Below are 24,572 nucleotides of genomic sequence, written 5' to 3'. Positions count from 1 at the left end.
TGAAGCTGTTTTAATTTATTATCCTTTAGATTTACTTTAGAATGATCGTTCACTCTAGACATAAATAGATTAAAAGGTATTTATCATGCAGCGTTCTCGCACCGCTTTATTTGTATTAACAGCTCTTATTGGGTCTGTTGCTTTAACAGGTTGCGATCAAGCAGCTGAGTCGCAACAAGCTTCAGCGCCACAAGCAGTACCTGTTGGTGTTATTACTTTAAAAAGCCAAGCGCTTACACTAAAAAAGGAACTTCCTGGTCGCGTTAGTGCTTTTCAAATTGCACAGATTCGCCCGCAAGTAAGCGGCATTGTGCAGTCTCGGTTATTTAAAGAGGGGGCTCAAGTAGAAAAAGGCCAAGCGCTATACCAAATTGACCCCGCGACCTTTGAAGCAGATCTTGCAGCAAGCGAGGCGGCTGTAGCTCGCGCTGAGGCAAGTATTGCGAGCACTAAATCTAAAGCGTCACGTTATAGCGAGCTTTTAAAAATTAAAGCCGTAAGTCAACAAGACTATGACGAGGCCGATGCCGCGCAAAAACAAGCAAAAGCCGAACTATTAACAGCAAAGGCCCAGCTTAAGTCTGCACAAATTAATCTCGATTACAGCCACGTATCTTCACCAATCAGCGGTCAAATTAGTAAATCGAGTGTTACCGTTGGTGCACTTGTAAGTGCAAACCAATCGACAGCACTTGCAACAGTGACTCAGCTTGACCCTATTTATGTCGATTTAACGCAATCAAGTAACGAGCTAACCCAACTAAAAAAAGCCATTGCATCAGGCACTTTAAGTGTTGATTCACAATCACAAACTGATGTTGAACTGCAAATGGAAGATGGTTCAGCTTACCCGCTCAAAGGCACATTACAGTTTTCAGAAGTGACTGTAGACCCAAGCACGGGATCGGTTACTTTAAGAGCTAAATTCCCAAACCCTGACAAATTATTATTACCTGGCATGTACGTGCGTGCCTCAGTTGTTGAAGGCGTTAAACAAAATGCTATTTTAGTGCCGCAACGTGGAGTTAGCCGTAATACAAAAGGCGAGCCAACAGCTATGGTGGTAAGCAAAGAAAACACCGTTGAAAGCCGCGTGTTAAAAGTAGATAGAACGATTGGCTCTAACTGGTTAGTAACCGACGGGTTAGCTGATGGCGATAAAGTAATTGTTGAAGGCTTACAAAAAATTCGCCCAGGTGCACCAGTTAGCCCTTCAGAAGTTCCACCGTCTGCAACAGCCGACAAAGCGTAATAACGGAGAGTTTTAATGTCACGATTTTTTATCGACAGACCCATCTTTGCGTGGGTACTTGCCATCGTGGTTATGCTTGCAGGTGTGTTGGCTATTCAAAGCTTACCCATAGCACAATACCCGTCAATTGCACCGCCAGCAATTAGTATTACCGCTACTTACCCTGGGGCATCAGCTCGTACTTTAGAAGATACGGTTACTCAGGTTATAGAGCAAAAAATGAAAGGACTTGATGGCTTGTTGTATATGTCATCTACGTCTGAGTCGAGCGGTTCAGCTACGCTTACGCTTTCATTTAGTGCCGACACAGACCCAGACATTGCACAGGTACAAGTGCAAAACAAGTTAGCCACAGCGACCCCTTTACTCCCTGAAGAAGTACAAAGACAGGGCGTATCGGTGGCAAAATCTGCACGTAACTTTTTAATGGTTTTAGGTTTTGTATCAAAAGACGGCAGTATGACGAATATCGACATTGGTGATTATGTCTCATCGAATGTGCAAGATATTGTCTCGCGTGTTGAAGGGGTAGGTGAAGTTCAGTTATTTGGCTCTCAATATGCTATGCGTATTTGGTTAGATCCAGCTAAGCTGCAAAATTATAAATTAACACCTGCGGATATTAGCACTTCAATTAGTGCCCAAAATGCGCAAGTATCTGCTGGTCAATTAGGCGGCATGCCAGCGGTTGAAGGCCAGCAGCTCAATGCAACGGTGACAGCGCAAAGCCGTTTGCAAACCGCAGCAGAGTTTGAACAAATTATAGTAAAAGCAAACGCTGATGGCTCGTTTGTACGCCTTGAAGATGTAGCGCGTGTAGAGCTCGGCGGCGAGAGCTACCGTGTTGTAGCACGTTACGATGGAAAACCTGCATCGGGCTTAGGTATTAAGCTTGCCAGTGGTGCAAATGCCCTTGATACAGCCGAAGGTGTAAAAGCTGCAATTGCAGAGCTTAAGGCGTTCTTCCCTGAAGGATTAGACGTTGTTGTACCATACGACACTACACCGTTTGTGTCGCTATCGATTGAAAAAGTGGTTCATACGTTAATAGAAGCAGTGGTACTGGTTTTTGTGGTTATGTATCTGTTTCTACAAAACTTCCGCGCTACGCTTATTCCAACGATTGCTGTGCCAGTGGTGTTGCTAGGTACTTTTGGTATTTTGTACACGTTTGGTTATTCAATAAATACATTAACCATGTTTGCTATGGTACTTGCCATAGGCCTACTGGTAGATGATGCCATTGTTGTAGTAGAAAACGTTGAACGTGTAATGAGCGAAGAAAAGCTTTCTGCGCTTGAGGCAACACGTAAATCGATGGATGAAATTAAAGGCGCGCTTGTAGGTATTGCCATGGTGCTGTCGGCGGTATTTATTCCGATGGCGTTTTTTAGTGGCTCAACCGGTGTTATTTATCGTCAGTTTTCTATTACGCTGGTATCAGCAATGGGGTTATCGGTATTGGTGGCGCTTATTTTAACACCAGCATTGTGTGCAACGCTTTTAAAACCAAGCCATGTTCATGATAACAGCTCGTTATTCGGTCGTTTTTTCAGTGGCTTTAATCGCGGGTTTGATAAAACTAATTCAGGCGCACAAAGCTTTGTGAGTCGCATGATCCGTTTATCTAAGCGCTATCTTTTATGTTATGGCCTTATTGTCGCGGGTATGGTGTATATCTTTTCAAGCTTACCAACGGCATTTTTACCAGATGAAGACCAAGGTATTTTGTTTAATCAGGTATCACTGCCAGCAGGCTCAACGACGGAAGAAACGCTAGAAGTTGTTAAAAAAGTAGAAAAGCACTTTTTGAACGATCAATCGGATGCTGTAAATGGTATTTTCACGGTAACTGGATTTAGTTTTGCCGGCTCGGGTCAAAACTCAGCAATTGCTTTTGTGAACTTTAAGCACTGGGATGAGCGTCAAGGCGAAGGTTTATCTGTACAAGCAGTGGCAGGTAAAGCAATGGGCTATTTTTCGACCATTAAAGAAGCGTTTGTGTTTGCCTTTCCGCCACCTGCCATTGTTGAGCTAGGCACGGCTAATGGCTTTAATATTTTCTTACAAGACCGTGTTGGACTTGGACACGATGCATTACTGGCCGCGCGTAACCAGCTATTAGGATTAGCAAGCCAAAGCCCAATTCTTGCGGGCGTACGCCCTAATGGTCAAGAAGATATGCCAGAGCTACAACTTGATGTAGACCTTGCTAAAGCTCAGGCACTGGGCGTTTCGCAAGCTAATATTAACAGCACCCTAGCAACTGCGTGGGGTAGTAGTTATGTAAATGACTTTATTGACCGCGGCCGTGTTAAAAAGGTTTACCTACAAGGCGATGCCGATTCGCGTATGGTGCCAGAGGATTTAAATAAGTGGTATGTACGTAATGATAGCGGTGATATGGTGCCATTTTCGGCCTTTGCAAGTTCGCATTGGACCTATGGCTCGCCGCGTCTTGAGCGTTACAATGGTTTTTCAGCAATGGAAATTCAAGGTACTGCTGCGCCAGGTTACAGTACAGGCCAAGCAATGGATGAAATGGAGCGCTTAGTAAAGCAATTACCTAATGGTATTGCCTCTGAGTGGACCGGTATTTCGTTTCAAGAGCGCTCAAGTAGCGGCCAAGCGCCATTGCTATATGGTTTATCGCTGTTGTTTGTATTTTTATGTTTAGCAGCGCTTTATGAAAGTTGGTCGGTACCATTTGCTGTAATGCTTATTGTGCCACTGGGTATATTTGGCGCTATGGTTGCTGCACTAACGGCTGGATTATCTAACGATATATACTTACAGGTTGGTTTGTTAACCACCATAGGTCTTGCCTCTAAAAATGCAATATTAATTGTAGAGTTTGCGATTCATAAAATGCAAGAAGGCTTAAGCTTAGTCGATGCGGCTGTTGCTGCCGTACGCTTGCGTTTACGCCCAATACTTATGACATCTATGGCCTTTATTTGTGGTGTTATTCCACTTGCTATTGCCTCAAGTGCTGGCTCAGGCGCACAAAATGCACTGGGTATTTCAATTATTGGTGGTACGCTTGCCTCTTCTATTTTAGTCGTGGTATTTGTGCCGTTATTCTTTGTATTAGTTCGTCGTTTATTCCCTATGGCAAATAGCGAAGACAAAAAGGAGCGCGCGCAATGAGCAAAAAACGTCTAAGTTTAAGCGCTATTACGCTTGTTATTTTAAGTGGTTGCCAATTAGCGCCAGAGCAAAAAGAGCTTACTTTACCAGTGCCAGATGCATATGCATCTGACACTGAGCAAGCATCAGCACAGCAATTACATTGGCAGCAATTTTTTAACGATGAAAAATTAAAAACCCTGATTGGCTTAAGCCTTGAGCATAATAAGGATATGCAAATTGCAGCGCTTAATGTACAGCGCGTTCGTGGCTTATACCAAATTGAAGACTCGGCTTTATACCCATCGTTAGATTTTAACGCCAGTGGTACACGCCAGCGTTTGCCTGCTGAGTTGTCAGGTAGTGGCGAAGCCACAATTAGCTCACAATACAGTGCTACAGTGGGTATTACTTCTTATGAGTTGGATATTTGGGGCAAGGTACGTAATCAATCAGAGCAAGCCCTGCAAAACCTTTATAACACTGAGCTTACTCAGTACAGCACGCAAATTTCACTTATTGCTGAACTTGCTAATGCGTGGCTAAACTACGCCACCGACTTACAGTTATTAGAACTCGCTAAAGAAACATTAAGCTCGCAACAAGAGTCACTTTCGCTTACGCAAAAAAGCTTTGATTTAGGCGCTACATCGGCCATTACGCTTGAGCAGCTTAAAAGTACTGTCGCTACTGCAAAAGTGGATATAGCAACGTATAAACGCTTGTTAAAACGTGATAAAAGCGCATTAGATTTACTGGTAGGGCAGCCTGTATCGAGTGATTTATTGCCAACTAATTCGTTAACCAATTTATTGGATTTACCAGAAGTACCGGTTGGTTTACCCTCTGATTTACTTACGCAGCGCCCTGATATTAAAGCCGCTGAACATGCTTTATTAGCCGCGAATGCGAATATTGGTATAGCGCGTGCGGCTTTTTATCCTAGCATTAGTTTAACGGCTAATGCGGGCTCTGCCTCAAGTGATTTAAGTGGCTTGTTCGATTCAGGCTCGGGCACGTGGAGCTTTGTACCGTCGATAAACTTACCTATTTTTACTATGGGGCGTAATCAGGCAAACCTTGATGTAGCAAAGGCCGAACAAAAAATTGCAGTGGCGACGTACCAACAAAAAATTCAAAATGCGTTTCGTGAAACCGCTGATGCATTAGCAGATAGAGAAGGCTACAAAGAGCAACTTGATGCCCTTGATATGCTAATTAGTTCGCGTCGGCTTACTTACGATTTATCAAAAATGCGTTACGAAAAAGGCGCTGATAGCTACCTACAGGTACTTGATGCCCAACGCACGTGGTACTCGGCTCAACAGCAGTTAATAACGGGTCAGCAGGCATACCTTGCCAGCCAAATCAACTTGTATAAAGCCTTAGGTGGTGGTTGGAATGTAGCTAAAACTTCTGTGCAAGAGCAGTAAAATGAAAGGTGCTATTAAATTAAGCTGTGCAATTAGCTTATCGAATATTATGTATGCCTTTAATACTGGAGTCGGGTTATGAGCACTAAGGCTAAAAGACATTTAGACCCAGCCTTAGCTCAAGCTAGGCGTGAACAGGTGCTCAGTGCTGCCGCAGAGTGTTTTAGACGCAAGGGATACCACGGCGCGGGTATGGCCGAAATTTCCCGAACTGCGGGTATGAGCGCTGGGCATATATATAACTACTTTGAAAGCAAAGAGGCAATAATTGAAAGTATTATTGCTAAAGACATGGAAGAAATGTTCTCTATCTTTCAGGAGTTTGAAGATCACCCGGGTGATGTTTTACAAGCGCTTATAGATGGCCTAAACATTGGTGTGCAAAGGCATATGGATACCGGTGCTTGTGTGATTGACTTAGACATGATGGCGGAAGCAGGTCGCAATAATAAGGTGGCCTCGCTTTTGCGCGATATGGATACTCAAGCACGCTCTCGCATGCGCCAACTGCTCACCAGTGAGCGTAGTGCGCTTAAAAACACGGATGAACAAGAGCTTGAGAGCCGTATTAATGTTATTTTTTCGATGATGGCAGGGTTACTGCTTCGTAAGATGCTCTACCCAGAACTCACTGAAGAAACGGTGTTAATTGCACTGAGGCCTGCAATGAAAACTCTGTTATTGCCGTTTGATAAAACCAAGTAATAGAAAATTAAAAGCGAGTCATCGCACTCGCTTTTTAGCATTAAATTCGCTCTATACACCACAGTAAAGCCATTGCTGCTATTGCAAGCGAACCTATGGGCATTATCCATTTTATGTAGATAGGCTTATCTCGCACTATAAGTAACAGAGGTAGCGCTATACACAAAATACTCAACTGCCCCAGTTCAACCCCTAAATTAAATGCTAAAATGCTCAATAGCTGATAATCACTCGATAACCCAAGCTCACCCAGCACACTGGCAAAGCCCATACCGTGTAATAAACCAAATGCAAAAGTTAGCCAGCCAAGGCGCAATATAACTGGCCATACGTTATTTAAAGCTGCAAATAATACTGAAATTGCAATACCAAGCTCTACCCAGCGGCTATTTGGCGACACCATATTAAGTGCTGTCGCTGTTAAAGTAAGTGAATGGGCAAGGGTAAATGCCGTTACAATCCAGGCTGTGTGCTTAATTATTTGTTTTTTAGAAGCGATTGCCTGCCATTTTTTGTTAGTGCGATACAATACACAGGTTAAAAGTAAGGCAATTAAAAATAAAATATGGTCAATACCAATCCAAATATGTAATACACCTTGGTAAACATATTGGTTAAATGTACTTAGGTAACTTGCTTGCTGTGTAGAAAACGTCTGTTGTTGCTCGGCTTTGGTAAATACGCGCGATATGTGGTTTACGTTAACAATCACCTTGTGATTAGCATCGTGCTCAAAAAAAGCACTGTAGTTAAGGGTGATATCGGCATTATTGGCACAGCTAAATAGCAGCGGTAAAACTAAATAAGCCTCATTAAAATGGTTATCTAATTGGTAGTTATCAGCAATTGTTAGCGGGCAATTTTGCAAGTTTTGTAAAACAGTAAAATTAGTTTTTGCATAGCGATTAATGGCTTCGCTTTGTGACTTAAGCTCGCCCCAGCTTATTTGTTGGTCTTGGTTTAAATCAAGCGCAACGCTTTGTTCTAAGTCGTTAATATTTATTTGCCATGTACCTGTATATTGCTGCGGATTTTGCGCGTTATCTAATGTGATGTAACTGGTACTTAGTTGGTGTGCTTGTGCACTAAAAGTGCAAATTAGTGTAACAAGTAAAATGGTTAAAAAAGAGCTTACTGTTTTCATAAGGTGTCCCTAGCCATGGCATTAGCTTGGTGTAATAGGTGTTGATCTGTGCTCATTTTTGCTTGCTGCCAATTTATGTTTGCCCAATATTGTGCCTTGGCTTTATCTACTTGTACATGAATATAATAGTTAGCTAAATCATTGGCATGAAAAGTATCTTGTCGTTGTTCTCGTAAGTTAACGCGTTGCTGCATACGCGTTTGCCACTGATCACTAACTTTATGTGTGCTGCGTTTTTCAGCTATGGCGAGCCTAAGTAAAACAGCATCTTCAAGTTGACTCTTTAAATTGCTAAATTGACTTAAGGTATTAAGTACCTGCTCAGGATTGTTTTGGCTTAGCTGTATATCAGCCCACAACACAATAAGGCTCACAGGTGCTTTGCTTAAATCAATATTGTTAATGTGCTCAAGCGCTTCATTGAGCTTGTTAAGCCTAAACGCCATCTCACTAAGTACCTGCTTGGTTGTTAAGCTTATCTCTTTATTTTGAGTAATATTAAGTAATGATTGATAGCTTTGCTGTAATTGCCCTTGCTGACTTTGAATATCAAGCACACAAGTTGTTGCGGTGATAACGCTTGCTGCACCAATAAGAGACACACAGTGTCGCTTGGCTTGTTCAAACTTACCTTGTGTCATTAACATATTTGCCAGTAAAAGGTGGGTATTGACGTGGTGTGGGTGTTTTTTTATTACAGTACTTGCAACTTCAATAGCGTGAGTAAATTGATGCTCTTTTTGTAACACTCTTGCATATAAATAGCCTATTTGTGCCGTGGGCTGTTGTTTATAAAGTGCCGCTAAGCGGTTTTTTAGCACGCCTTGATACAGCTCGGTTTGCCCTATGTATTGGCTATTTAAGACCAAAGTGCTGAGTTGCTCTATTGTTAAATCAGCGCTAATTGATGAATTACTGGTTGCAATAATATCGTTATCTTCTGGAATTATGGGCTCTGCATCAGCATTACTTACATACAGTGCAGCGCAAAAAACAAAGAGCATTTTTTTATAATAACCGCGCATCGTTTTATCCTCTTAAAAAAGCCATCCATGGCCATCAGCTTAAATTATTTACTCTGTTAGTTACCTGATGAAATAGTACTTACATCGGTATCTGTATTGGTAAAAACACGTCCGTTGGTCGATAGTGGCTCATCGTTAGGGCTTTGATTAAATGCATCACTGGCAAATTGTGCAAAATCTACTTGCAAAGCCTCAATGGTAATATCAACCATAGCTGTCACTTGCTGGTTTACCCCATCAGATACGCCAAACATAAAGCTGTCACTGCCTGTTGCTTCTTTATTGGGTGTATAGGTAAAGCTGCCATCACTATTAACTACTACATTGCCCAGTGTAGGCTCTGTTGTGAGTTCATAGGTGAGTGAGTCGCCATCGGCATCACTCGCTACTAACGTGTCGTTAATTTCAACTTCTGTTTGTGTGGTTAACATTACATCGCTTGCACTGGGGGCTGTATTTACCACCGGTGTAGGCTGCTTATTGTCATCATCGTTGCTACATGCGCTAAGCGTTAGTACGCCAAGTAGTACACCGATGTGAGTAAGAGTTAAATTACGCATACGTTACTCCTTATTTAGACCCTGCAAGTGGGGTAGCTAAGTATGGGAAAGCGGCATCCATCATGCTTGCATCAACAGGCGCACCATCAGTGAATGGCACTGTACCTACATCAGCATCTTCTGGTGTACACAGCCCTAAGTCGGTGTCTTCACCATTTACTGGGATAGGGTGACACAAACGACCCATTACCACGCGAAGTGCAATATCTACTACATCATCACCTGGACGACGGCCATTTGGAAAGCCCGCTAAATCATCACCAGCAACACCAAATGCAGATTGATCAGCCTGTGCTGTGGCTGCAATTGCGGTATTTAAACGTAACATTTCTGAAGGCGTTACCGTTGCTTGTTGGTTTACTCCAGCAAAACCGGTTAAAAATGCGGTGATTAAATCGGTACGCGGAAAATTAGTGGGGGCGAGGGTTTCTAAGTTAGCGCCAAGTGTGGTATTGACTGCATCTTTAAATAAAATATTTAAAAGCTCAGGTAAAGAGGGGTGCGAAACATAATCTAAAAATTGCGCATCATCTTTAGGGTGAGCTGTTGAGAAGGTATCTTTGTCTTTAATACCAATAACAAGCTCGTTAACTAAAGGGTTACCTAAGCGTGAAACCTGTGTTAATGCACCGCCATTTACTGCGTTATCTGCAAACTTAGCGTTCGGGTTTAAAATGCGTGCTTGCGGTAGGCTTGCTGTTGTCCAAGAGCCAATTACGCCGTTGCCATCACCCACAATACAGCTTTTAGGCATTTCAATGGCAATTGATGTCACATTTTTATCAATAAGGTCATCATTATCAGCCGATTGTGTAATTCCCCCAGGAAAACCACCACCATCGCCCGCACCTGGCGCACTATCACCTTCTACAGGCACATAGTTAACTAAATCAAAAGTTTTACCTAAGTTAACAACAAATGGGTCTTTGCGCTGACCAACAAACACTTTGGCCATATTGTCACAGCCCGGTACAGACACTTGGTAAACAAACTGATCGGCATAAGTTTGGTAATCAGCCATTGAACCAAATGTTTTATCGCCTACATAATCTAGCGGTTTGTTGAACGTGGTTGAGCTGGTGGTTGTATTGCTTAGTGTGGTACTGGTACCTGTGCGTTGTGGGCCGTTAATCATGCTTAGTGTATATGACTCACTAAAATTTGCAGCGCTATCATCACCAGCTGCAACGGCACCAACATTTTTAAGCGGTACAGATACAGTGCGTTGATTACCTTCTGGGCCAACAGTTAACTGAACACCCTGGTTATCGTTTGGCAGCATACTGGTAAAATTAAAGGCAAAAGTAATATCTTCTACTGCATCACCATCATTATCAATATGAATACTGTAGGTTGCATCTGGGTCCATAGCGAAGTAGTTAGGGCCGCCATAGGCATCTTGTAATGGAATATAATTGGCAATAAACGTAACGTAATCGTTTCTGCCTGCTTCATAACTATTAAATACGTAAAAGTCGGTAGAGTCTAAGGTTGGAAAGCGGCTAATATTTGGCGCTTCACGATGACTTGATGCCTCGCTAGAGGTGCTTACTAAGGTACTGCATACTACTACTGCGAGTATAGATGGAGTTAAAGCTTTCATGACTTTTTCCTTTAGTTTTGATTGGAGTCATAACTAATAACGAAGCAAAAAGCACATTAGATGCAAAAAAAGTTAAAATATTTTTAAATTTGTTAAAAAAGTAGGGTGGATTGGCCTAAATAGATAAGCCAACCTAATGCGATTATTGAGTTATAAAACCACTAAATCTGTAGTATATAACACTTGGGTTGGTAGGCCGTTGGGCGAGCCACCTAACGGCTCTAAACTTACTGCAAGTAGAGCAATATTTAGGGCATTAAAACGAGCGTCTTTTATTAAAAGCTTTTCACCTTGTTTAGGTAATAAACCAAGCGAAATAGGCGTGTCCTGTCCTTGTAAAATCATCCACAGCTCGTAGTCTTTATCTGTTTGCGCAACCAATTTGGAACTAGCTTTAATTGATAATGCTTGCTCGTCCACATTAATAATCCACAGTGATTGCTTATCTTGGTTTTGTACAAGCGCAATCTGCTGGCTATCTTGCAGTTGTGTTACTGGTTTAATAACTACAAATGCTAAAATAATACAGGCCGCTGTGGCTATAAACGACCAAGTACGCCATACCGATGGCGCCGGTTTTATAACTGTTTTAATAGGCTGAGCATTGCTTTCTATTTTATCTAAAATGTGCTGCCAAACATGCTCATCGGGTGCTTGTGGTGTAATTGCACTGGCTAAGCCATTTAAATTTTGCTCCCACATCATAGTGGCTTCTCGGGCTTGCGGTAAACTGAGCATTAAGCGTTGAAAACGCTTTCGTGCAAGGCCATTTAGAGTACCTAGCACATATTGCCCTGCTAAAGCATCAAGTAGTTCTGGTTTGTTATAGTTCATAATGTTAAACACCTCTGCAATTGCTGCAAACCACGCCTTATCCAGCTTTTAACTGTGCCTAAAGGCGTTTCTATATGATTGACCAACTCACCATGGCTTAAGCCTTTGTAATACGCTAGGTGAATGGCTTGTTTTTGCTGTGGGTCGAGTTGCTCAATGCAATTTACAAGTTTGGTTTGATCATCGTAGTTAATGTCTAAGTCTTGTTCATCATATTCCTCATCGCCTATGGCTTGTTCTTTTCTGACCTTATGATAGCGCAGCGCATCTAAGCTTCTGTACCGTACTATGCTTATCATCCAACTGATTACGGTGCCTTTAGTCGGGTTGTATTCTGACGCGTTATGCCAAATTTTTATAAATGCTTCTTGCAATACCTCTTCAGCGTGCGCTCGATTTGAGAGCATATTTAAACTTATTGCAAATAACTTAGCGCTTGTTTGCCGGTATAAATCGGCAAACGCAGCTTTATTACCTTGTGCTGTTTTACACAAAAGAGGAAGTAGATTGTCGTTTTCCATAGGGTTCCTGTTATTTTTATTATTATTGAGGCGCATTGCGCTGTATTAATTAAATTTTTACCTAGAAACATATTAATTCTCGCGTGATAAACACTTATCGACTAGATATAAATGTAACTAAAATATAAACACACTCTCAATAAACGTGTGAGAAGGGCGATTGGATGCAAAATGTTGAACTGTTATTTATCTTAGCTGCTCTTAACTAAGAGACAAGTTTTAGCCATAAAACAAACGCATAGGGCGAGTGAGAAAAAATGACCCAGAACTGTGTAAAAAGCGGCTAATATGGCCAATTTCTTTAAAGTTGAAGATTTTAACCTGTTTAATATCAATCAGTTATATTTATTTTCAAGTTCTAAATACAATTTTTGTTGGCCTGTAAATTGCAACTACACTTATAAACAGCTGTAAAAATTTGCCAAAACAGTAAAAATAAAGGAGAAAATATGTGGGCTGCAACGAGTTATTTAATTTTAGCGTTAATTTTTATATGGATAGGCTGGGAGGTTAACTCGGTTTACTTTGCAGTGGTGTTTTATTGGAGTGCCTTGTCGTTAATACTTGTCAGTGGCGCTTATATTTTTAATTTGGCAAAAATTTTTAGAAAGCGCGAAAATGGCATCATTCCTTTTTATATTCGTTGGGCTTTTGTGCCCTTTTTATTAGGTGCCCAAATTTACAATGCGTATTCTCGCAAGCACGATAAAGTCCCTCCCATTCAAAAAATTAACGAGCATTTATTTTTAGCATGTCGATTGTTTCCCTCTGATATTGATACGTTAAAAGAAAACGACATAACAGCAATATTAGATGTAACGTGTGAGTTTGATGGCTTGGAGTGGAGCTCAACCCAAGAAAATATTAGCTATTTAAATATCCCGGTGCTTGATCATAGTGTGCCTACTCATTCGCAATTAAACCAAGCCATTAACTGGATACATCATCATATTAAAGAAGACCGCCGAGTGGTCGTTCATTGCGCACTAGGAAGAGGGCGCTCAGTATTTGTGATGGCTGCGTATTTGTTGAGCCAAGATAAAAATGCAGAAGTACATCAAATACTTGCACAAATTAAAGAGACACGTGAAACCGCAAACCTTAATAAACACCAACTTCGCCATTTGGCTAAACGACATAAAAAGGGGGAGCTTGTTATAAAAAACAAAGCGGTATTAATAGCAAACCCAGTGTCGGGCACCAAAATGTGGCAAGATAAAGAGCCCTTAATAGTGGCTAGGCTGTCGGAATATTATGATTTAAACGTTTTAACTACCTCTAAAGAAGTAAATGGAATTGAACTTGCTAAACAAGCTATTAAAAATAAGCCAGACATAATAATTGCCTGTGGCGGTGATGGAACCGTGACAGAAGTAGCTAGTGTGTTGGTAAACACTCAGTGCAAGCTGGGTATTATCCCAATGGGTACAGCCAATGCTTTAGCCCATGTGCTTATGGGTATTAGCTCTAAAATAATTCCTGTTGAACAGGCCTGCGAATTAATTATAGATGGGCAAACTCATACAATAGATACCGCCTACTGTAATGACGAGCTCATGCTGTTGTTAGCGGGAATTGGTTATGAGCAATCGATGATTGAAAAAGCCGACAGAGATTCAAAAAATAAATCGGGTCAGCTTGCTTACTTAAACGGCTTTTTTCAGGCATTTAGTGAGCAAAAAGCGCAAACACTCTATGTAACTCTTGATGATAACCAAACCCAAGAGGTGCACACAAATAGCTTTATTGTTGCTAACGCAGCCCCTTTTACCACGTTGTTAGCGCAAGGGGGAGGACAGCCTAATCACGAAGATGGTTTATTGGACATAAATTGGCTGATACCGAGCGAAGAAAACACAACCAGTGTGCTTAGTATTGCTGAGTTGATGTTTAGTAGTATTACACAAACGCAATTAGCTATTAGTTCGCATCATACCAACGCTAAAAAAGTAACGATTACTGCAGATGAAGAAATCAAGTATGTATTAGATGGTGAAATAAAAACAGCTGATACGCTTACTATTACAGTTGACCCTGCCTCATTAAATGTAATTAGTAAGGAATTATAAAATACAAAATGCACGTATTTAACGTGCATTTTTGTGTATTACTTTTTAATGCTTGGCCAAACAAAACCGCTGCTATTGCTTGAGCTAGTAGGCTTAGAGCGCTGAGCGCTTTTGGGTTTACGCAGCGGTTTGTTACTTAGCGTATGTAAGTAGAGAGCTTCAACTTTATCGCGTGCCCAAGGGGTTTTACGTAAAAATTTTAAGCTTGATTTAATGCTTGGCGAGTCGGTAAAACATTTAATGTTTACTTGCTCGCCCATGGCTTTAAAACCTAAACGTTGTTCAAGCTCTACTAAAATTTGTTCTAATGTTACCCCGTGAAGAGGATTCTTTGGTTGATTATCCATAGCCATACTACTTATTTAAACTGTGCGCATTGTAGCGTAAATCCGCATATAGCGCTAATTGACCCTAATGGTTTTAGGTTTTATGGGGTAAACAAGATTGCCTTTTTTATCTAATTTTAACCAAATGAGCTTACTGTTATTATGCTGAGGGTTACTAGCCGCACATACTAAGGTAAAAGAATGTACTTGTATCAGCGCACCTTCACTATAACGTTTGTTATCGTACCAACAAATATTACCAGCGTTAATAACCTCGTTAGCGTCAATAATAGAATGTGTTTTAACTGTTTTAGCATCGCTACTAGGGGAAAGAGTTAACGCAATTGTAAAAATAAATAAAACCATAATATGGCGCATGAGCCACCTCGAATTTTGATAGTTTAAAAATAGTACACACGATTAAAAAACATGCTAGGGTAAGTAATAGCGTTATACAACACTGACTTAAACACACAACTATAAAAAGGTGAAGACATGCGATTTAATCAAATAATGATAGATGAATTTACGTTATTAGCTAAGTTTCCTAGGGATAGCAAAATGCAGGGGATAAAGTTACATTCTGACGCAGAGCCTAATTTATTAAGTGCGGCGCAACGCTTATTTGATAAAGGCGTAATAGATAGCCCAGATGGTGGCTATTTGACCGATCTGGGCTTAGATTTAATAGAGCATGTAAGTGTTATTCACAGCGCTTTAAAAAGTTAAACTGCATCGCGTTGATTTTGCGGCGCTGCTTCATTAAAAGCGGGCAGTGCATTACAGCGTGCATAAATGGCTGCAATTTTTGGATACGCAGCCATATCTACATTAAAACGCAACGCATTAAATACCTGTGGCACTAGACAAATATCAGCCAGTGATGGTTTATCGCCTACACAAAAATCACAGTCTTCGCTTAGCATTGATTCAATTTTTTCAAACCCGACCTCAACCCAATGTCTGTACCATTTATTTTTCGCCTCGTCATTAACGTTCAGTTCATTTGATAAATACTTTAAAACACGTAAATTATTTACAGGGTGAATATCACACGCTACGGCATAACTTATGTTACGAATCTGCGCTTTTTGCCATGCATTCCCATAAACCAGAGGCGTTTGCGGATAACTTTCATCTAACCATTCTAATATAGCAAGTGATTGCGCTAATACACCGTCCTCTGTTTCAATAGCGGGTAATAAACCTTGCACGTTTTTATCTAAGTAAGGCTGAGCTAACTGCTCAGATTTAAGTAAATTAACAAATTGTATATCGTGTTCAATGCCTTTTAAATTAAGTGCTATGCGAACACGGTATGCAGCAGATGAGCGAAAGTAGCTGTAGAGTTTCATTGTCATTATTCCTCGCCTGTAAAGTGTTTAGTGATACTACGCCAACATTGAGTGTAATTAGATTGGCGCTCTTTTCCTTCAAGGGCATATTTAGTGGGCGATATTATGTAACGAGACTCAAACATAAAGGCCAGCGTGTTCTCGTATTTTTGTGGTGTGAGCTCAGCATTAGATGCTTTTTCGAATACCTCGGCTTCAGGCCCATGTGGCGACATACAATTATGCAAACTAGCGCCTCCTGGTACAAACCCGTGCTCTTTTGCATCGTAAACCCCTTCTATTAAGCCCATAAACTCACTCATAATATTGCGATGATAATAAGGAGGCCTAAACGTATTCTCTGCTACCATCCAACGTGGTGGAAAAATTACAAAATCCACATTTGCCATGCCCTCAGTGGCTGAGGGAGAGGTAAGTACAGTAAATATTGAGGGATCTGGGTGATCAAAACTTACAGTGTTAATAACATTAAAGCGGGCTAAATCGTATTTGTACGGGGCGCTGTTACCAGTCCATGCAACCACATCAAAAGGCGAATGAGTGATTGGGCAGCTAAAGAGATTACCATTAAATTTAGTCACTAATTCAAAGTCACCTTCTTTGTCTTCAAATGACGCAACGGGGTATTTAAAGTCTCTGTCGTTGGCGTAGCCATTTGCACCAACGGGGCCGCGCTCGGCAAGCTCAAACGCATGGCCATAGTTTTCACAAATGTAACCACGTGCAGTTTCATCTATTAAATCAACCGAGAATTTAATCCCGCGAGGAATGACGGCAATTTCCCCCGGTTTTACAGTCAGCTTTCCGCACTCAGTGTGTAATAGCAACTCGCCATGCTGAGGCACAAACAACATCTCACCATCGGCATTACAAAAGTAGCGCCCTTGCATAGAATTATTAGCCACATAAACATGAATACCAATACCCGATTGACCATTGGCATTGCCATTTGCAGCCATTGTAATTAACCCATCAATAAAATCAGTAGGCTTTGAGGGAATATCAATCGGGCTCCAGCGCATCATCGTAGGGGGCGTAATTGCTTCAGTTATAGGTGCTGTTCTGATTAGTGCATTATCTATTGCAGTATAGTCACCTTGTACCACCGATGGACGAAGGCGGTACAGCCACGTACGACGATTAGCGGCACGCGGCGCCGTAAAGGCCGTGCTGCTAAATTGCTCGGTGTATAAATTATATTTAACTTTTTGTGGGGTAAATTGCCCAACAGGCAGTGCGCCGGGAAGCGCTTCGGTTTCAAACTCATTGCCAAAACCGCTCATGTAGTTTATTTCGCTGGCCATAATATGATCCTGTAAAAGTGACAGTGTTTTATCTTTCTAGGGCCGTTTATCTTTCGAGGTTGAATTTGCAGCAGTCTGTTTGGTAATTAGGCAAGGCAGAGCCTATGCAGTGTGGTTGTTCCCCATAAATAGGCGATAATGTAGCATAAATGCCAAACAGGCGCTGCCCGAAGGGTTCTGCCTAGGGGTCATTTACTCTTTGTTGCTCGGTTTTTACTTAGCCCACTAGGTTACAAACCTCGCGCCGCGATTAAATGGCCCCTAGATTGAACAAATTTCAATCCTGAAAGGTCAACAGACCCTAATTAGTTTAAAGTACTCTCATGTGAGAGTAATTTCAAATGGGCGCATGTTTTAGCCTGTAAATTAAAATGCACAGTTTTCATGGTGTGTAAATGTGATGAGAAAGCAATAATGAAAATAGATTTAGAGCACTTTTTGCCCTATCAGTTAAACCAAATGGCAAATCACATAAGCGATGATTTTGCGCGTGTTTATCAGCAAAAATACGACTTAACGATTCCTCAATGGCGGGTGTTGGCAAACTTGGCGCAATATGGCAAAAGTAGTGCTAAAGATTTATGTACACAAGCCAATATGGACAAGTCAACGGTTTCGCGAGCTATTAAATCATTGCTACAAAGAGGGTATATAGAAGCTGAATTAAATCAGCAAGATAAGCGAGTAACTCAGGTTATGTTAAATGAGCAAGGCAATGCAATTTACAAGCTGATAGCGCATGATGCACAAAACTGGGAAGCGCAATTAGCTAAAAAATTTACCAAGCAACAACAAGCACAATTGCTAAATTTACTAAAAGAGCTAAAAGGGGCTTTATAATCCCAACCCTTAAATTCGATCAGTTAATTAGGCGGATTGGTATAAAAAAAGCCCATCAGTTGATGGGCTTTAATAAACATTTAGTCTTTATACTAATGAGATTAGAAGGTGTAACGTACACCTACACGCATTTGCCATAAAGACGCATCAGTTTGTACTGATGTATTTGCATTGTTTTCGTTAAAGCCAGAGTATACGTAACGGCCTTGCTCATCAATTGATGTTGAAATCATGCTAGCGCCAACGAAAGGACCTTTTTTAAGTACGCCCCAATCATCGTTTAATAGGTTAGTTAAGTTATCAATTACGAAGAACGCTTCACCTTTATGGCCATCCATAAAGCCTGGTAATTCTTGAGTAACTTTAAAGTTAAATTTAACAAACCAATCTGAGTTTTCAGCATTACGGCCAGTGATTTCACCGCGCTCTAAACCGTTAGACGCGATAAAGTCGTTAAACGCGTTAATTTCATCAGCGCTCATGTCGTAAACAACGTTAGGATCGTTTTCAAGTGGTACGTAAAGTAATTGACGATCGCCATTCCAGTTAGCATCGCCCCATACATTTTCGTCGCTCCCATCAAATGTGTAGCTGTATGGTAAGCCTTTGTATGCTTCACCGTATAGGTTAAAGCGAGTAGCAAAACCATCAACAAACTCATGCGTGTAGCCAAGCGTCATAGTAAAACGATGTGGGATTTCGTAATCTGATGATGCAACACCAGGGTTACCAGGATCCGTTAGCGCAATATTACCGTAGTTTGAGCCCGCAACAGAGCTTGTCATTGGGTTAACATCGTCTGAATCTGTGTACGCGTAACCAAAGTTAACGCTTACGCCATTGTCAAACATTTTGCTTACAGCTAATGAAATAACCGATGAATCACCGCTATCACCACTTACATTTGTAAGAAGGTATTCACCATCACGGCCTTCGATTGACTCGTAAATAGGACGACCATCAAATGTAGTTTCGCCCGAATCCTGAAGTGCGATGTCGCGCATTAAGGCAGCATCTTTCTTCTTAGAGTATAAGTAATCAAGTGAAATTACATACTCGTTTTCAGTTGTGTATGTTGCACCGATTGAGTATTTCCACTCAGAAGGGATTTCAAAGTCTGGGTCAACTGCATTTACTGTAGCATCACCTGAGCCAATTACAGTGTTAGCAACTTCATCAAACATCTCTTGCGGTACTTCAAAACCAGGCGTGCCGCCATTTACGTTTGGCGTGTTGAATAAATCAACCGAGCTGCGGAATGTACCGATGTTTGTAATACCATCGTTAGAGTAAGAGTTAGATAACCACACATTTGGGTTACCACCAGAGAATAAGCCAACACCAGCACGAACTTCTAACTCGTCTGTTGCATACCACTGGAAGCCAACACGTGGTTGAAGTAAATCAATACCATCAAACGTGCTTTGGTTACTAAAACCATAGCGGTCAGTATAGTTTTGGTTAAAGTTTGGTACGTCATCACTTGTGTATTTATCGTAGCGTAAACCAAACGTGATGTTTGCATCTAAGTCTGTAAATGCGTATTCGTCTTGAACATAAAACGTATGCTGAGCGTATGAGAAACTTGCAGCCGCATCGTTAGGATCATTAGTACCGGCAGCATTGTTGTAGTAAACAGCGTTTGCGATACCTTGCTCAAATAAATCAATACCCGTTACGTCTGAATCTCTTTCGTTATAGAAACGGTACTCGCCTTCAGTATGCTGTACGAATAAGTTAAATACTTCTAACTCTTCAAACTCATAGCCAGCTGTAATGGTATGTTGGTCAAGGTAGTAAGTACCCGCTACTTTAAATGTAGTGGTATCGTAATCTAGATCATTTGATTGACGAGAGTCATCTGGGCCAATGTAAACTGTACCACCGTTACCTGTGCTTATTTGCATTTCACCAAAGCTGCTTGCAGCATCAAGTGATTGTACCGTTGCATCTAGTTCTGATTTACCAATACGAACTTCAGTTGAAAAATCATCTGACCAATCTGAGTATACTGAAGCAATGATTGAAGTAAATTCTGCACTTTGGTCGTAAAAGTGGTTTGATAGTGAAACACGGCTAGAACCAGTGTCTGACTGTGAAACTGTATTACCGTCGTTGTAGTTGTAGATTAAGTTTGCACGGTGATCTTCGTTGATGTTCCAATCTAATTTAACTAAGATTTTTTCATCTTCAACAGGCATACTTGAAGGCATACCGCCTACGTCATAGCCATATACAGTTTGAGCAATGTTTGTAATACGAGCAATATCATCTGCAGTTACACTGCCGCTGCTTAAACCGTCGTAGTTAAACTGTTGTACACCTTCAAGCTTTTCGTATGAAGTGAATAAAAACAGTTTATCTTCGATTAACGGTAAACCAACGTTAAAGCCGTAACGTTTTTCGGTGTAGTTACCGTTATCAACGTCTTCGCCTTCGATTTTATCGCCTTTTAATGAATCGCTTGTGTAATCATAGAAGATGCCACCGTGAACTTCATTTCCACCTGACTTAGTTACCGCATTGATGTTACACGAAGTAAAGCCACCGTACTGTACGTCAAATGGTGCTAGCTCAGCTGAAACCTGTTCAATTGAATCAAAAGAGAAAGGTGCACGAATAGTTGGGTAACCGTTAGAGCTTAAACCAAAGTTATCGTTCATACGAACGCCATCAAGCGTTAAGCTGTTGTAACGAGGGTTACCACCACCACAGTTAATTGAACCACGGCTATCGTCAATTGTGATACGCGGGTCAATACGAATGATATCTTTTAAATCACGGTTAATAGCAGGCGTGTTTTCAAGATCAGTTAATGTAAATGTAGATGCTGGACCAGTTCCACCAGACATAGAGCTGATAGGCGCGCCAGTAACAACAATTTGCTCCATGCTTGATTGTGGCTCAAGTGAAGCATTTACTGGGTAATCGTTACCGATATTAAGGATAATGTTATTGAATTCTTGGTCAGCATAGACATCAGAATCAACAATTACCTTGTACGGACCACCAACACGAAGGCCTTTAGCAGTAAAGTAACCCGCATCATTCGCTTCAGTTGTTTTAACTGAACCAGACGGTACGTGTAAAATTGTTATTTTAGTACCTGGAGCAGGGTTACCATTTGGACCAGTAATTTGCCCTTTAATCGCAGAGGTGGTTTCGTTGGCGAATGCAGCGCCACTTACACTAACACATGCAGCGATAGCAAGTGAGAGTGCTGTTTTTTGAAGTTTAGTCTTCATTTTCATTTCCCGTGAAAGTTATAATTAAATTGTTATTTTAAGTCGTATAACCCCAGCGTTTTTCACTAAGGGTATACTCTTGTAATATGCAAAATTAATTTGCACAATTTATACTTGTATACTTAACTAAATATGGATTAATTACTTATTGTTATGTTACCGACATTATATGACAGTATTATGAAATGTAACTTATATAACTCCCTCTATAGTTAATTACACTTTGTAATCAATGCATTTTCAGCTTTATTATTTTAGCTATACTCTAAACCGTGTATAAACATAAATTAATTCCCGTGTGTAGGTTTTTATTTATAGGTTGATTGTTATTTTATCGTTATTTTTAAGTTTTTATTATCTTCTGATGAATCAAATAAATAGTTTAATACACCCGCAAGTCTAATGCCTGCTTTTTGTAAACGCTGCTTAACAAGAGGATTGTATTTGAAAACATAACTATAGCTCACTTCGTCATCGGTTGAGTTATAAATTTCTTCAGCCAGTTTGTGAGACTCCATAAGCCACGTAGTAGGGCTACTCTGCAAGTAGGTTTTAATGAGTGATGTATCGTTTGTATCTATAAATTTAGCGTATTCAGTATAAGCTAGATTCTCATTTTCTATTAATCCAGTGTCCCAAAGGCTATGCAAATTGGTCTCGTTATCAAAAAAATCGACCTTAATTAAATTGCCGCCTCTATCTTCACTTCGCCCAGCATGAAATGGTTGATGGCTGTCGCCAACCAAGTGAACTAAAAACTTTAAAGCAAACTGTTTTTCTTGAAGTGAAGTAGTCGATGACTGGAGTGTATTAATAGAGAAGTAGATACCTTCTAGAATGTTTGTAACATCATCTTTGCTGTGTGTGTGTGCGTGATTTAGGGAAAGCGTTTTATTTTTGGGAAGATTTATGTAATGCCAGCGAGAAGATTTTTTACGCCAAAATAGCTCAGGGTTAGATCGCATTTCATCAGCCCAAGTCGCTATTTTAGCTAATGATTGACCTTCCAAAAGTGGTGCTAAATTATGAACGGCTTGGTTGGTTAAGTGTTGCTCAGCAATATAACCAACGATACGGTGGCCATTTTGGCCCCATGCATACGATTTACTTGTTGTAAAAACAGCACTAATTATTAACGTTGTTGCTACGAGAGTAGCAATTTTAATGCGCATTAATGTTTTCTGCATTTATTTTTATTCACCTATATAGCTGGTATGAGCATTGTGATTGTTTTTACTTAATATAGGAAGGAGTCAAGAGTATTCATTATTTCTTATTCATAACCCTTTAATTTCAGCTAGTTATGATATATGGGTAAAATTACCTATTGTAATAAGTAAGAAATATTGTTCAAATATAGCCTTTGCATTGTTAGGTACACCTTATTGGTGGGGTTTATAGAGGTCATGTTACATAAACTGTCGTTTGTTACACTTTTGTTTCTGGTTATGGTTGCTGCGTGGTCTGTAGGAAATGTAAGCGTAAACAGTGACGAAATTACTTTTCCAGAATTAATAAAAACGTCAACACAATGTTATACCACGGCAAGTGAGAACAAAAATCAGCTCATTGTATTTACGCCCTCGCAAAGTGTTGCAGAGCGACTTACTGAGTCGCTTTGCGTTGATTCAGTAGTAACTAAGCAATATGGTTCTGTTAAAGGTTATTGGGGCGATAGCACAACAGAAAGCTTTGACTTTGTGGGTAAAGGGATAGCGGATCTGGTACTTGCAAAAAATAATATAATGAACGCTTTTAATGCTGAGCTTACCTACAACTACCAAGCCGTTGTGGGCTTTTCTGATTATACAGCGTACTTTATTTCTTCAAAGGAAAAACCTCGCTTAACAAAACAGTACTTTTTAGATAAGCGCATAGGCTTGTTGGATTACCCTACAAGCCGCTCTGGCCATATATTACCCAAAAAGGTGTTTAAAGATTTAAATATAAACCAAGGCAACTTAGACATTACTTATGCAAGTTCACACAGCGAGCTTCGTGATTTATTAGCTAATGGGCAGGTAGATATTATTGCATCTTTTTGGAAAGAGAGTGACGCCGAGCGTTTTTCAAAAAATTATATAACGCCCTTAAGTAACAAAATTTCAGGTTCACGTTGGTATTTAAAAATGCAGCAAAATAATACTGACCTATTATGCGCTGTGCAGCGTCATATTCTTGATATGTCTAAAGAACAAACATTAAGCTATTACAAAGAAGCACAATCATACTGGGATTGCACCTCAGAACACGTAACAGCAAAAGATGAGAGCATTAAAAATGGATAAGTATAAATATGTTGTTTTTGGCTGTGCTGTTTTTTTTATTAATTGCTTTGTATTCTATGTCTCTGTCATTAGCGAGCAGAATCACGTCATTAAACACCAGGTTATCGAAACGGAAAAACAAGTAGCCCTAGACTTGCCGTTAATTGCGCTTTCTAACGCTCTTTTAAAGCACTCGGGTAATCAGCATGCAGTGCAAGACTATTTAATAAAGCTTAACGATTATTTAGGCAACAACTTACGTTTAGTTAAAATTGTGCCAAAGTCTGCAAAGCCTTTAGTTTTAAAACCAAATCAATTTGTAAGAACACTTAAGTCGAGTACCACGCATGTCTCTTTAGTATTCGAGAAAAACGCACAATTTTGGTCAGAAACTCGGTTTTTGATTTGTTTGTTATTCTTAGTCTTGAGTGTTTTATTCAGTAAATGGTTAAAATCTATTACGGAAATGCCTGCTGAGGTAAAAGGTACGCCACAAAACGCCAATACAGAGGTAAGCACGCCTAAAGAGCTTGTACTGATTATTGATTTAAACACTAAAACGCTCAGCAATAATTACTTTCCAGAAAATACGGTGTGTTTAGCAAACAAGCCGCTATGCTTTTATTTAGCCTTGATAGAGTTTTGCAGAGATAACCGTGATGTTGTGCTAAATCAAAATAAATATGTGCCAGATGAGCTTATAGAGTTGGCTAATAAGTACTTTTACAGGTTGATTGAGCTTGGGCACACTATACGCAAGCGCCCAAATTTTAATAGCAGTTTAGAAAAAACATTAAGCGAGATACGTGCAGCTTTAGATGAGGTATTATCAGAGCACCCTGATATGAAAGATATTTACTATCCGCCTAAAGCCTATGGCGAAGGTTCGAGGTCTCGATTACATAGCTATGCGTTAATAAATATTGCAAAGGGAAATATCGAAATAAAAGGAAAGTAGCC

General features: G+C 40.4%; 21 protein-coding genes. 9 read left to right on the top strand and 12 right to left on the bottom strand.

The window, feature by feature from the left end:
- Positions 1–85: 85 nt before the first annotated feature.
- The 4 genes from AN389_RS01900 to AN389_RS01885 all read left to right on the top strand — a co-directional run bounded on the left by AN389_RS01900 (position 86) and on the right by AN389_RS01885 (position 6,519).
- The gene (locus AN389_RS01900; protein ID WP_055019149.1) at positions 86–1,252 is read left to right on the top strand and encodes an efflux RND transporter periplasmic adaptor subunit; all 1,167 of its coding nucleotides are present in this window, start codon (positions 86–88) and stop codon (positions 1,250–1,252) included.
- Between the two features lie 15 nt (positions 1,253–1,267).
- Positions 1,268–4,402: an efflux RND transporter permease subunit gene (locus tag AN389_RS01895; RefSeq protein WP_055013813.1), complete on the top strand. Its 3,135-nt coding sequence runs from the start codon at positions 1,268–1,270 to the stop codon at positions 4,400–4,402.
- On the top strand, positions 4,399–5,814 hold the full coding sequence (locus AN389_RS01890) for an efflux transporter outer membrane subunit (RefSeq protein ID WP_055019148.1): 1,416 nt from the start codon (positions 4,399–4,401) through the stop codon (positions 5,812–5,814). The genes AN389_RS01895 and AN389_RS01890 overlap by 4 nt, the downstream gene beginning before the upstream one ends.
- Before the next feature lie 78 nt (positions 5,815–5,892).
- Positions 5,893–6,519 carry a TetR/AcrR family transcriptional regulator gene (locus AN389_RS01885; RefSeq protein WP_055019147.1) on the top strand — a complete coding sequence of 209 codons (627 nt, stop codon included), beginning with the start codon at positions 5,893–5,895 and terminating at the stop codon, positions 6,517–6,519.
- Positions 6,520–6,559: 40 nt separating this feature from the next.
- Here the strand turns inward: AN389_RS01885 and AN389_RS01880 are convergent, their stop codons facing one another.
- The 6 genes from AN389_RS01880 to AN389_RS01855 form a co-directional block, all read right to left on the bottom strand.
- Positions 6,560–7,663: a HupE/UreJ family protein gene (locus AN389_RS01880; RefSeq protein ID WP_055019146.1), complete on the bottom strand. Its 1,104-nt coding sequence runs from the start codon at positions 7,661–7,663 to the stop codon at positions 6,560–6,562.
- Complete coding sequence (locus tag AN389_RS01875; RefSeq protein WP_055019145.1) at positions 7,660–8,688, bottom strand: lipopolysaccharide assembly protein LapB; 1,029 nt, start codon at positions 8,686–8,688, stop codon at positions 7,660–7,662. The genes AN389_RS01880 and AN389_RS01875 overlap by 4 nt, the downstream gene beginning before the upstream one ends.
- Before the next feature lie 56 nt (positions 8,689–8,744).
- Positions 8,745–9,248 carry an Ig-like domain-containing protein gene (locus AN389_RS01870; RefSeq protein WP_055019144.1) on the bottom strand — a complete coding sequence of 168 codons (504 nt, stop codon included), beginning with the start codon at positions 9,246–9,248 and terminating at the stop codon, positions 8,745–8,747.
- 10 nt (positions 9,249–9,258) lie between these two features.
- On the bottom strand, positions 9,259–10,851 hold the full coding sequence (locus AN389_RS01865; protein ID WP_055019143.1) for a DUF4331 domain-containing protein: 1,593 nt from the start codon (positions 10,849–10,851) through the stop codon (positions 9,259–9,261).
- 150 nt (positions 10,852–11,001) lie between these two features.
- Positions 11,002–11,685, bottom strand: coding sequence for an anti-sigma factor domain-containing protein (locus tag AN389_RS01860; RefSeq protein WP_055013806.1), 684 nt, complete (start codon positions 11,683–11,685; stop codon positions 11,002–11,004).
- Positions 11,682–12,206 carry a sigma-70 family RNA polymerase sigma factor gene (locus tag AN389_RS01855; protein WP_055013805.1) on the bottom strand — a complete coding sequence of 175 codons (525 nt, stop codon included), beginning with the start codon at positions 12,204–12,206 and terminating at the stop codon, positions 11,682–11,684. The genes AN389_RS01860 and AN389_RS01855 overlap by 4 nt, the downstream gene beginning before the upstream one ends.
- 449 nt (positions 12,207–12,655) lie before the next feature.
- Here AN389_RS01855 and AN389_RS01850 point away from each other — a divergent pair, with 449 nt between their 5' ends.
- Positions 12,656–14,275, top strand: coding sequence for a diacylglycerol kinase family protein (locus AN389_RS01850; protein ID WP_055019142.1), 1,620 nt, complete (start codon positions 12,656–12,658; stop codon positions 14,273–14,275).
- A gap of 38 nt (positions 14,276–14,313) precedes the next feature.
- On the opposite strand, the gene AN389_RS01845 is transcribed toward AN389_RS01850, so the two are convergent.
- Together AN389_RS01845 and AN389_RS01840 are read right to left on the bottom strand one after the other, a co-directional pair.
- Complete coding sequence (locus AN389_RS01845; protein ID WP_055013803.1) at positions 14,314–14,622, bottom strand: VF530 family DNA-binding protein; 309 nt, start codon at positions 14,620–14,622, stop codon at positions 14,314–14,316.
- 54 nt (positions 14,623–14,676) lie between these two features.
- On the bottom strand, positions 14,677–14,979 hold the full coding sequence (locus tag AN389_RS01840) for a DUF1496 domain-containing protein (RefSeq protein ID WP_055018014.1): 303 nt from the start codon (positions 14,977–14,979) through the stop codon (positions 14,677–14,679).
- A 117-nt stretch (positions 14,980–15,096) separates the two neighbouring features.
- Between AN389_RS01840 and AN389_RS01835 the strand changes: the two genes are divergently transcribed.
- Positions 15,097–15,330: a TIGR02647 family protein gene (locus AN389_RS01835; RefSeq protein WP_055013801.1), complete on the top strand. Its 234-nt coding sequence runs from the start codon at positions 15,097–15,099 to the stop codon at positions 15,328–15,330.
- On the opposite strand, the gene maiA is transcribed toward AN389_RS01835, so the two are convergent.
- The gene (gene maiA, locus AN389_RS01830; RefSeq protein ID WP_055018047.1) at positions 15,327–15,956 is read right to left on the bottom strand and encodes a maleylacetoacetate isomerase; all 630 of its coding nucleotides are present in this window, start codon (positions 15,954–15,956) and stop codon (positions 15,327–15,329) included. The two genes, AN389_RS01835 and maiA, sit on opposite strands and share 4 nt — an antisense overlap.
- A gap of 5 nt (positions 15,957–15,961) precedes the next feature.
- Positions 15,962–17,260 (bottom strand): homogentisate 1,2-dioxygenase, encoded by a 1,299-nt coding sequence (gene hmgA / locus AN389_RS01825; RefSeq protein WP_055019141.1) that lies wholly within the window; start codon positions 17,258–17,260, stop codon positions 15,962–15,964.
- A gap of 414 nt (positions 17,261–17,674) precedes the next feature.
- Between hmgA and AN389_RS01820 the strand changes: the two genes are divergently transcribed.
- On the top strand, positions 17,675–18,100 hold the full coding sequence (locus AN389_RS01820) for a MarR family winged helix-turn-helix transcriptional regulator (RefSeq protein WP_055013798.1): 426 nt from the start codon (positions 17,675–17,677) through the stop codon (positions 18,098–18,100).
- A gap of 101 nt (positions 18,101–18,201) precedes the next feature.
- Here AN389_RS01820 and AN389_RS01815 read toward each other — a convergent pair whose 3' ends face one another.
- Both AN389_RS01815 and AN389_RS01810 read right to left on the bottom strand, forming a co-directional pair.
- Positions 18,202–21,345: a TonB-dependent receptor gene (locus AN389_RS01815; RefSeq protein ID WP_055013797.1), complete on the bottom strand. Its 3,144-nt coding sequence runs from the start codon at positions 21,343–21,345 to the stop codon at positions 18,202–18,204.
- A 326-nt stretch (positions 21,346–21,671) separates the two neighbouring features.
- Entirely contained in the window at positions 21,672–22,517 is an 846-nt protein-coding gene (locus AN389_RS01810; protein WP_055013858.1) for a S1/P1 nuclease, read from the bottom strand.
- Between the two features lie 234 nt (positions 22,518–22,751).
- Between AN389_RS01810 and AN389_RS01805 the strand changes: the two genes are divergently transcribed.
- Both AN389_RS01805 and AN389_RS01800 read left to right on the top strand, forming a co-directional pair.
- Positions 22,752–23,633: a hypothetical protein gene (locus tag AN389_RS01805; protein ID WP_055013796.1), complete on the top strand. Its 882-nt coding sequence runs from the start codon at positions 22,752–22,754 to the stop codon at positions 23,631–23,633.
- Positions 23,626–24,570: a hypothetical protein gene (locus AN389_RS01800; protein WP_055013795.1), complete on the top strand. Its 945-nt coding sequence runs from the start codon at positions 23,626–23,628 to the stop codon at positions 24,568–24,570. Before AN389_RS01805 ends, AN389_RS01800 begins: the two co-directional genes overlap by 8 nt.
- Positions 24,571–24,572 lie beyond the last annotated feature (2 nt).

The sequence above is a fragment of the Pseudoalteromonas sp. P1-7a genome, from assembly GCF_001401855.1.
Classification (GTDB): Bacteria; Pseudomonadota; Gammaproteobacteria; order Enterobacterales; family Alteromonadaceae; genus Pseudoalteromonas.
This window is presented reverse-complemented; position numbering and strand designations above follow the sequence as displayed.

Bases quoted from the DNA above. Each gene is read 5' to 3' on its own strand.
- AN389_RS01900 (WP_055019149.1), top strand. From the start codon at position 86: ATGCAGCGTTCTCGCACCGCTTTATTTGTATTAACAGCTCTTATTGGG.
- AN389_RS01895 (WP_055013813.1), top strand. From the start codon at position 1,268: ATGTCACGATTTTTTATCGACAGACCCATCTTTGCGTGGGTACTTGCC.
- AN389_RS01890 (WP_055019148.1), top strand. From the start codon at position 4,399: ATGAGCAAAAAACGTCTAAGTTTAAGCGCTATTACGCTTGTTATTTTA.
- AN389_RS01885 (WP_055019147.1), top strand. From the start codon at position 5,893: ATGAGCACTAAGGCTAAAAGACATTTAGACCCAGCCTTAGCTCAAGCT.
- AN389_RS01880 (WP_055019146.1), bottom strand. From the start codon at position 7,663: ATGAAAACAGTAAGCTCTTTTTTAACCATTTTACTTGTTACACTAATT.
- AN389_RS01875 (WP_055019145.1), bottom strand. From the start codon at position 8,688: ATGCGCGGTTATTATAAAAAAATGCTCTTTGTTTTTTGCGCTGCACTG.
- AN389_RS01870 (WP_055019144.1), bottom strand. From the start codon at position 9,248: ATGCGTAATTTAACTCTTACTCACATCGGTGTACTACTTGGCGTACTA.
- AN389_RS01865 (WP_055019143.1), bottom strand. From the start codon at position 10,851: ATGAAAGCTTTAACTCCATCTATACTCGCAGTAGTAGTATGCAGTACC.
- AN389_RS01860 (WP_055013806.1), bottom strand. From the start codon at position 11,685: ATGAACTATAACAAACCAGAACTACTTGATGCTTTAGCAGGGCAATAT.
- AN389_RS01855 (WP_055013805.1), bottom strand. From the start codon at position 12,206: ATGGAAAACGACAATCTACTTCCTCTTTTGTGTAAAACAGCACAAGGT.
- AN389_RS01850 (WP_055019142.1), top strand. From the start codon at position 12,656: ATGTGGGCTGCAACGAGTTATTTAATTTTAGCGTTAATTTTTATATGG.
- AN389_RS01845 (WP_055013803.1), bottom strand. From the start codon at position 14,622: ATGGATAATCAACCAAAGAATCCTCTTCACGGGGTAACATTAGAACAA.
- AN389_RS01840 (WP_055018014.1), bottom strand. From the start codon at position 14,979: ATGCGCCATATTATGGTTTTATTTATTTTTACAATTGCGTTAACTCTT.
- AN389_RS01835 (WP_055013801.1), top strand. From the start codon at position 15,097: ATGCGATTTAATCAAATAATGATAGATGAATTTACGTTATTAGCTAAG.
- maiA (WP_055018047.1), bottom strand. From the start codon at position 15,956: ATGAAACTCTACAGCTACTTTCGCTCATCTGCTGCATACCGTGTTCGC.
- hmgA (WP_055019141.1), bottom strand. From the start codon at position 17,260: ATGGCCAGCGAAATAAACTACATGAGCGGTTTTGGCAATGAGTTTGAA.
- AN389_RS01820 (WP_055013798.1), top strand. From the start codon at position 17,675: ATGAAAATAGATTTAGAGCACTTTTTGCCCTATCAGTTAAACCAAATG.
- AN389_RS01815 (WP_055013797.1), bottom strand. From the start codon at position 21,345: ATGAAGACTAAACTTCAAAAAACAGCACTCTCACTTGCTATCGCTGCA.
- AN389_RS01810 (WP_055013858.1), bottom strand. From the start codon at position 22,517: ATGCGCATTAAAATTGCTACTCTCGTAGCAACAACGTTAATAATTAGT.
- AN389_RS01805 (WP_055013796.1), top strand. From the start codon at position 22,752: ATGTTACATAAACTGTCGTTTGTTACACTTTTGTTTCTGGTTATGGTT.
- AN389_RS01800 (WP_055013795.1), top strand. From the start codon at position 23,626: ATGGATAAGTATAAATATGTTGTTTTTGGCTGTGCTGTTTTTTTTATT.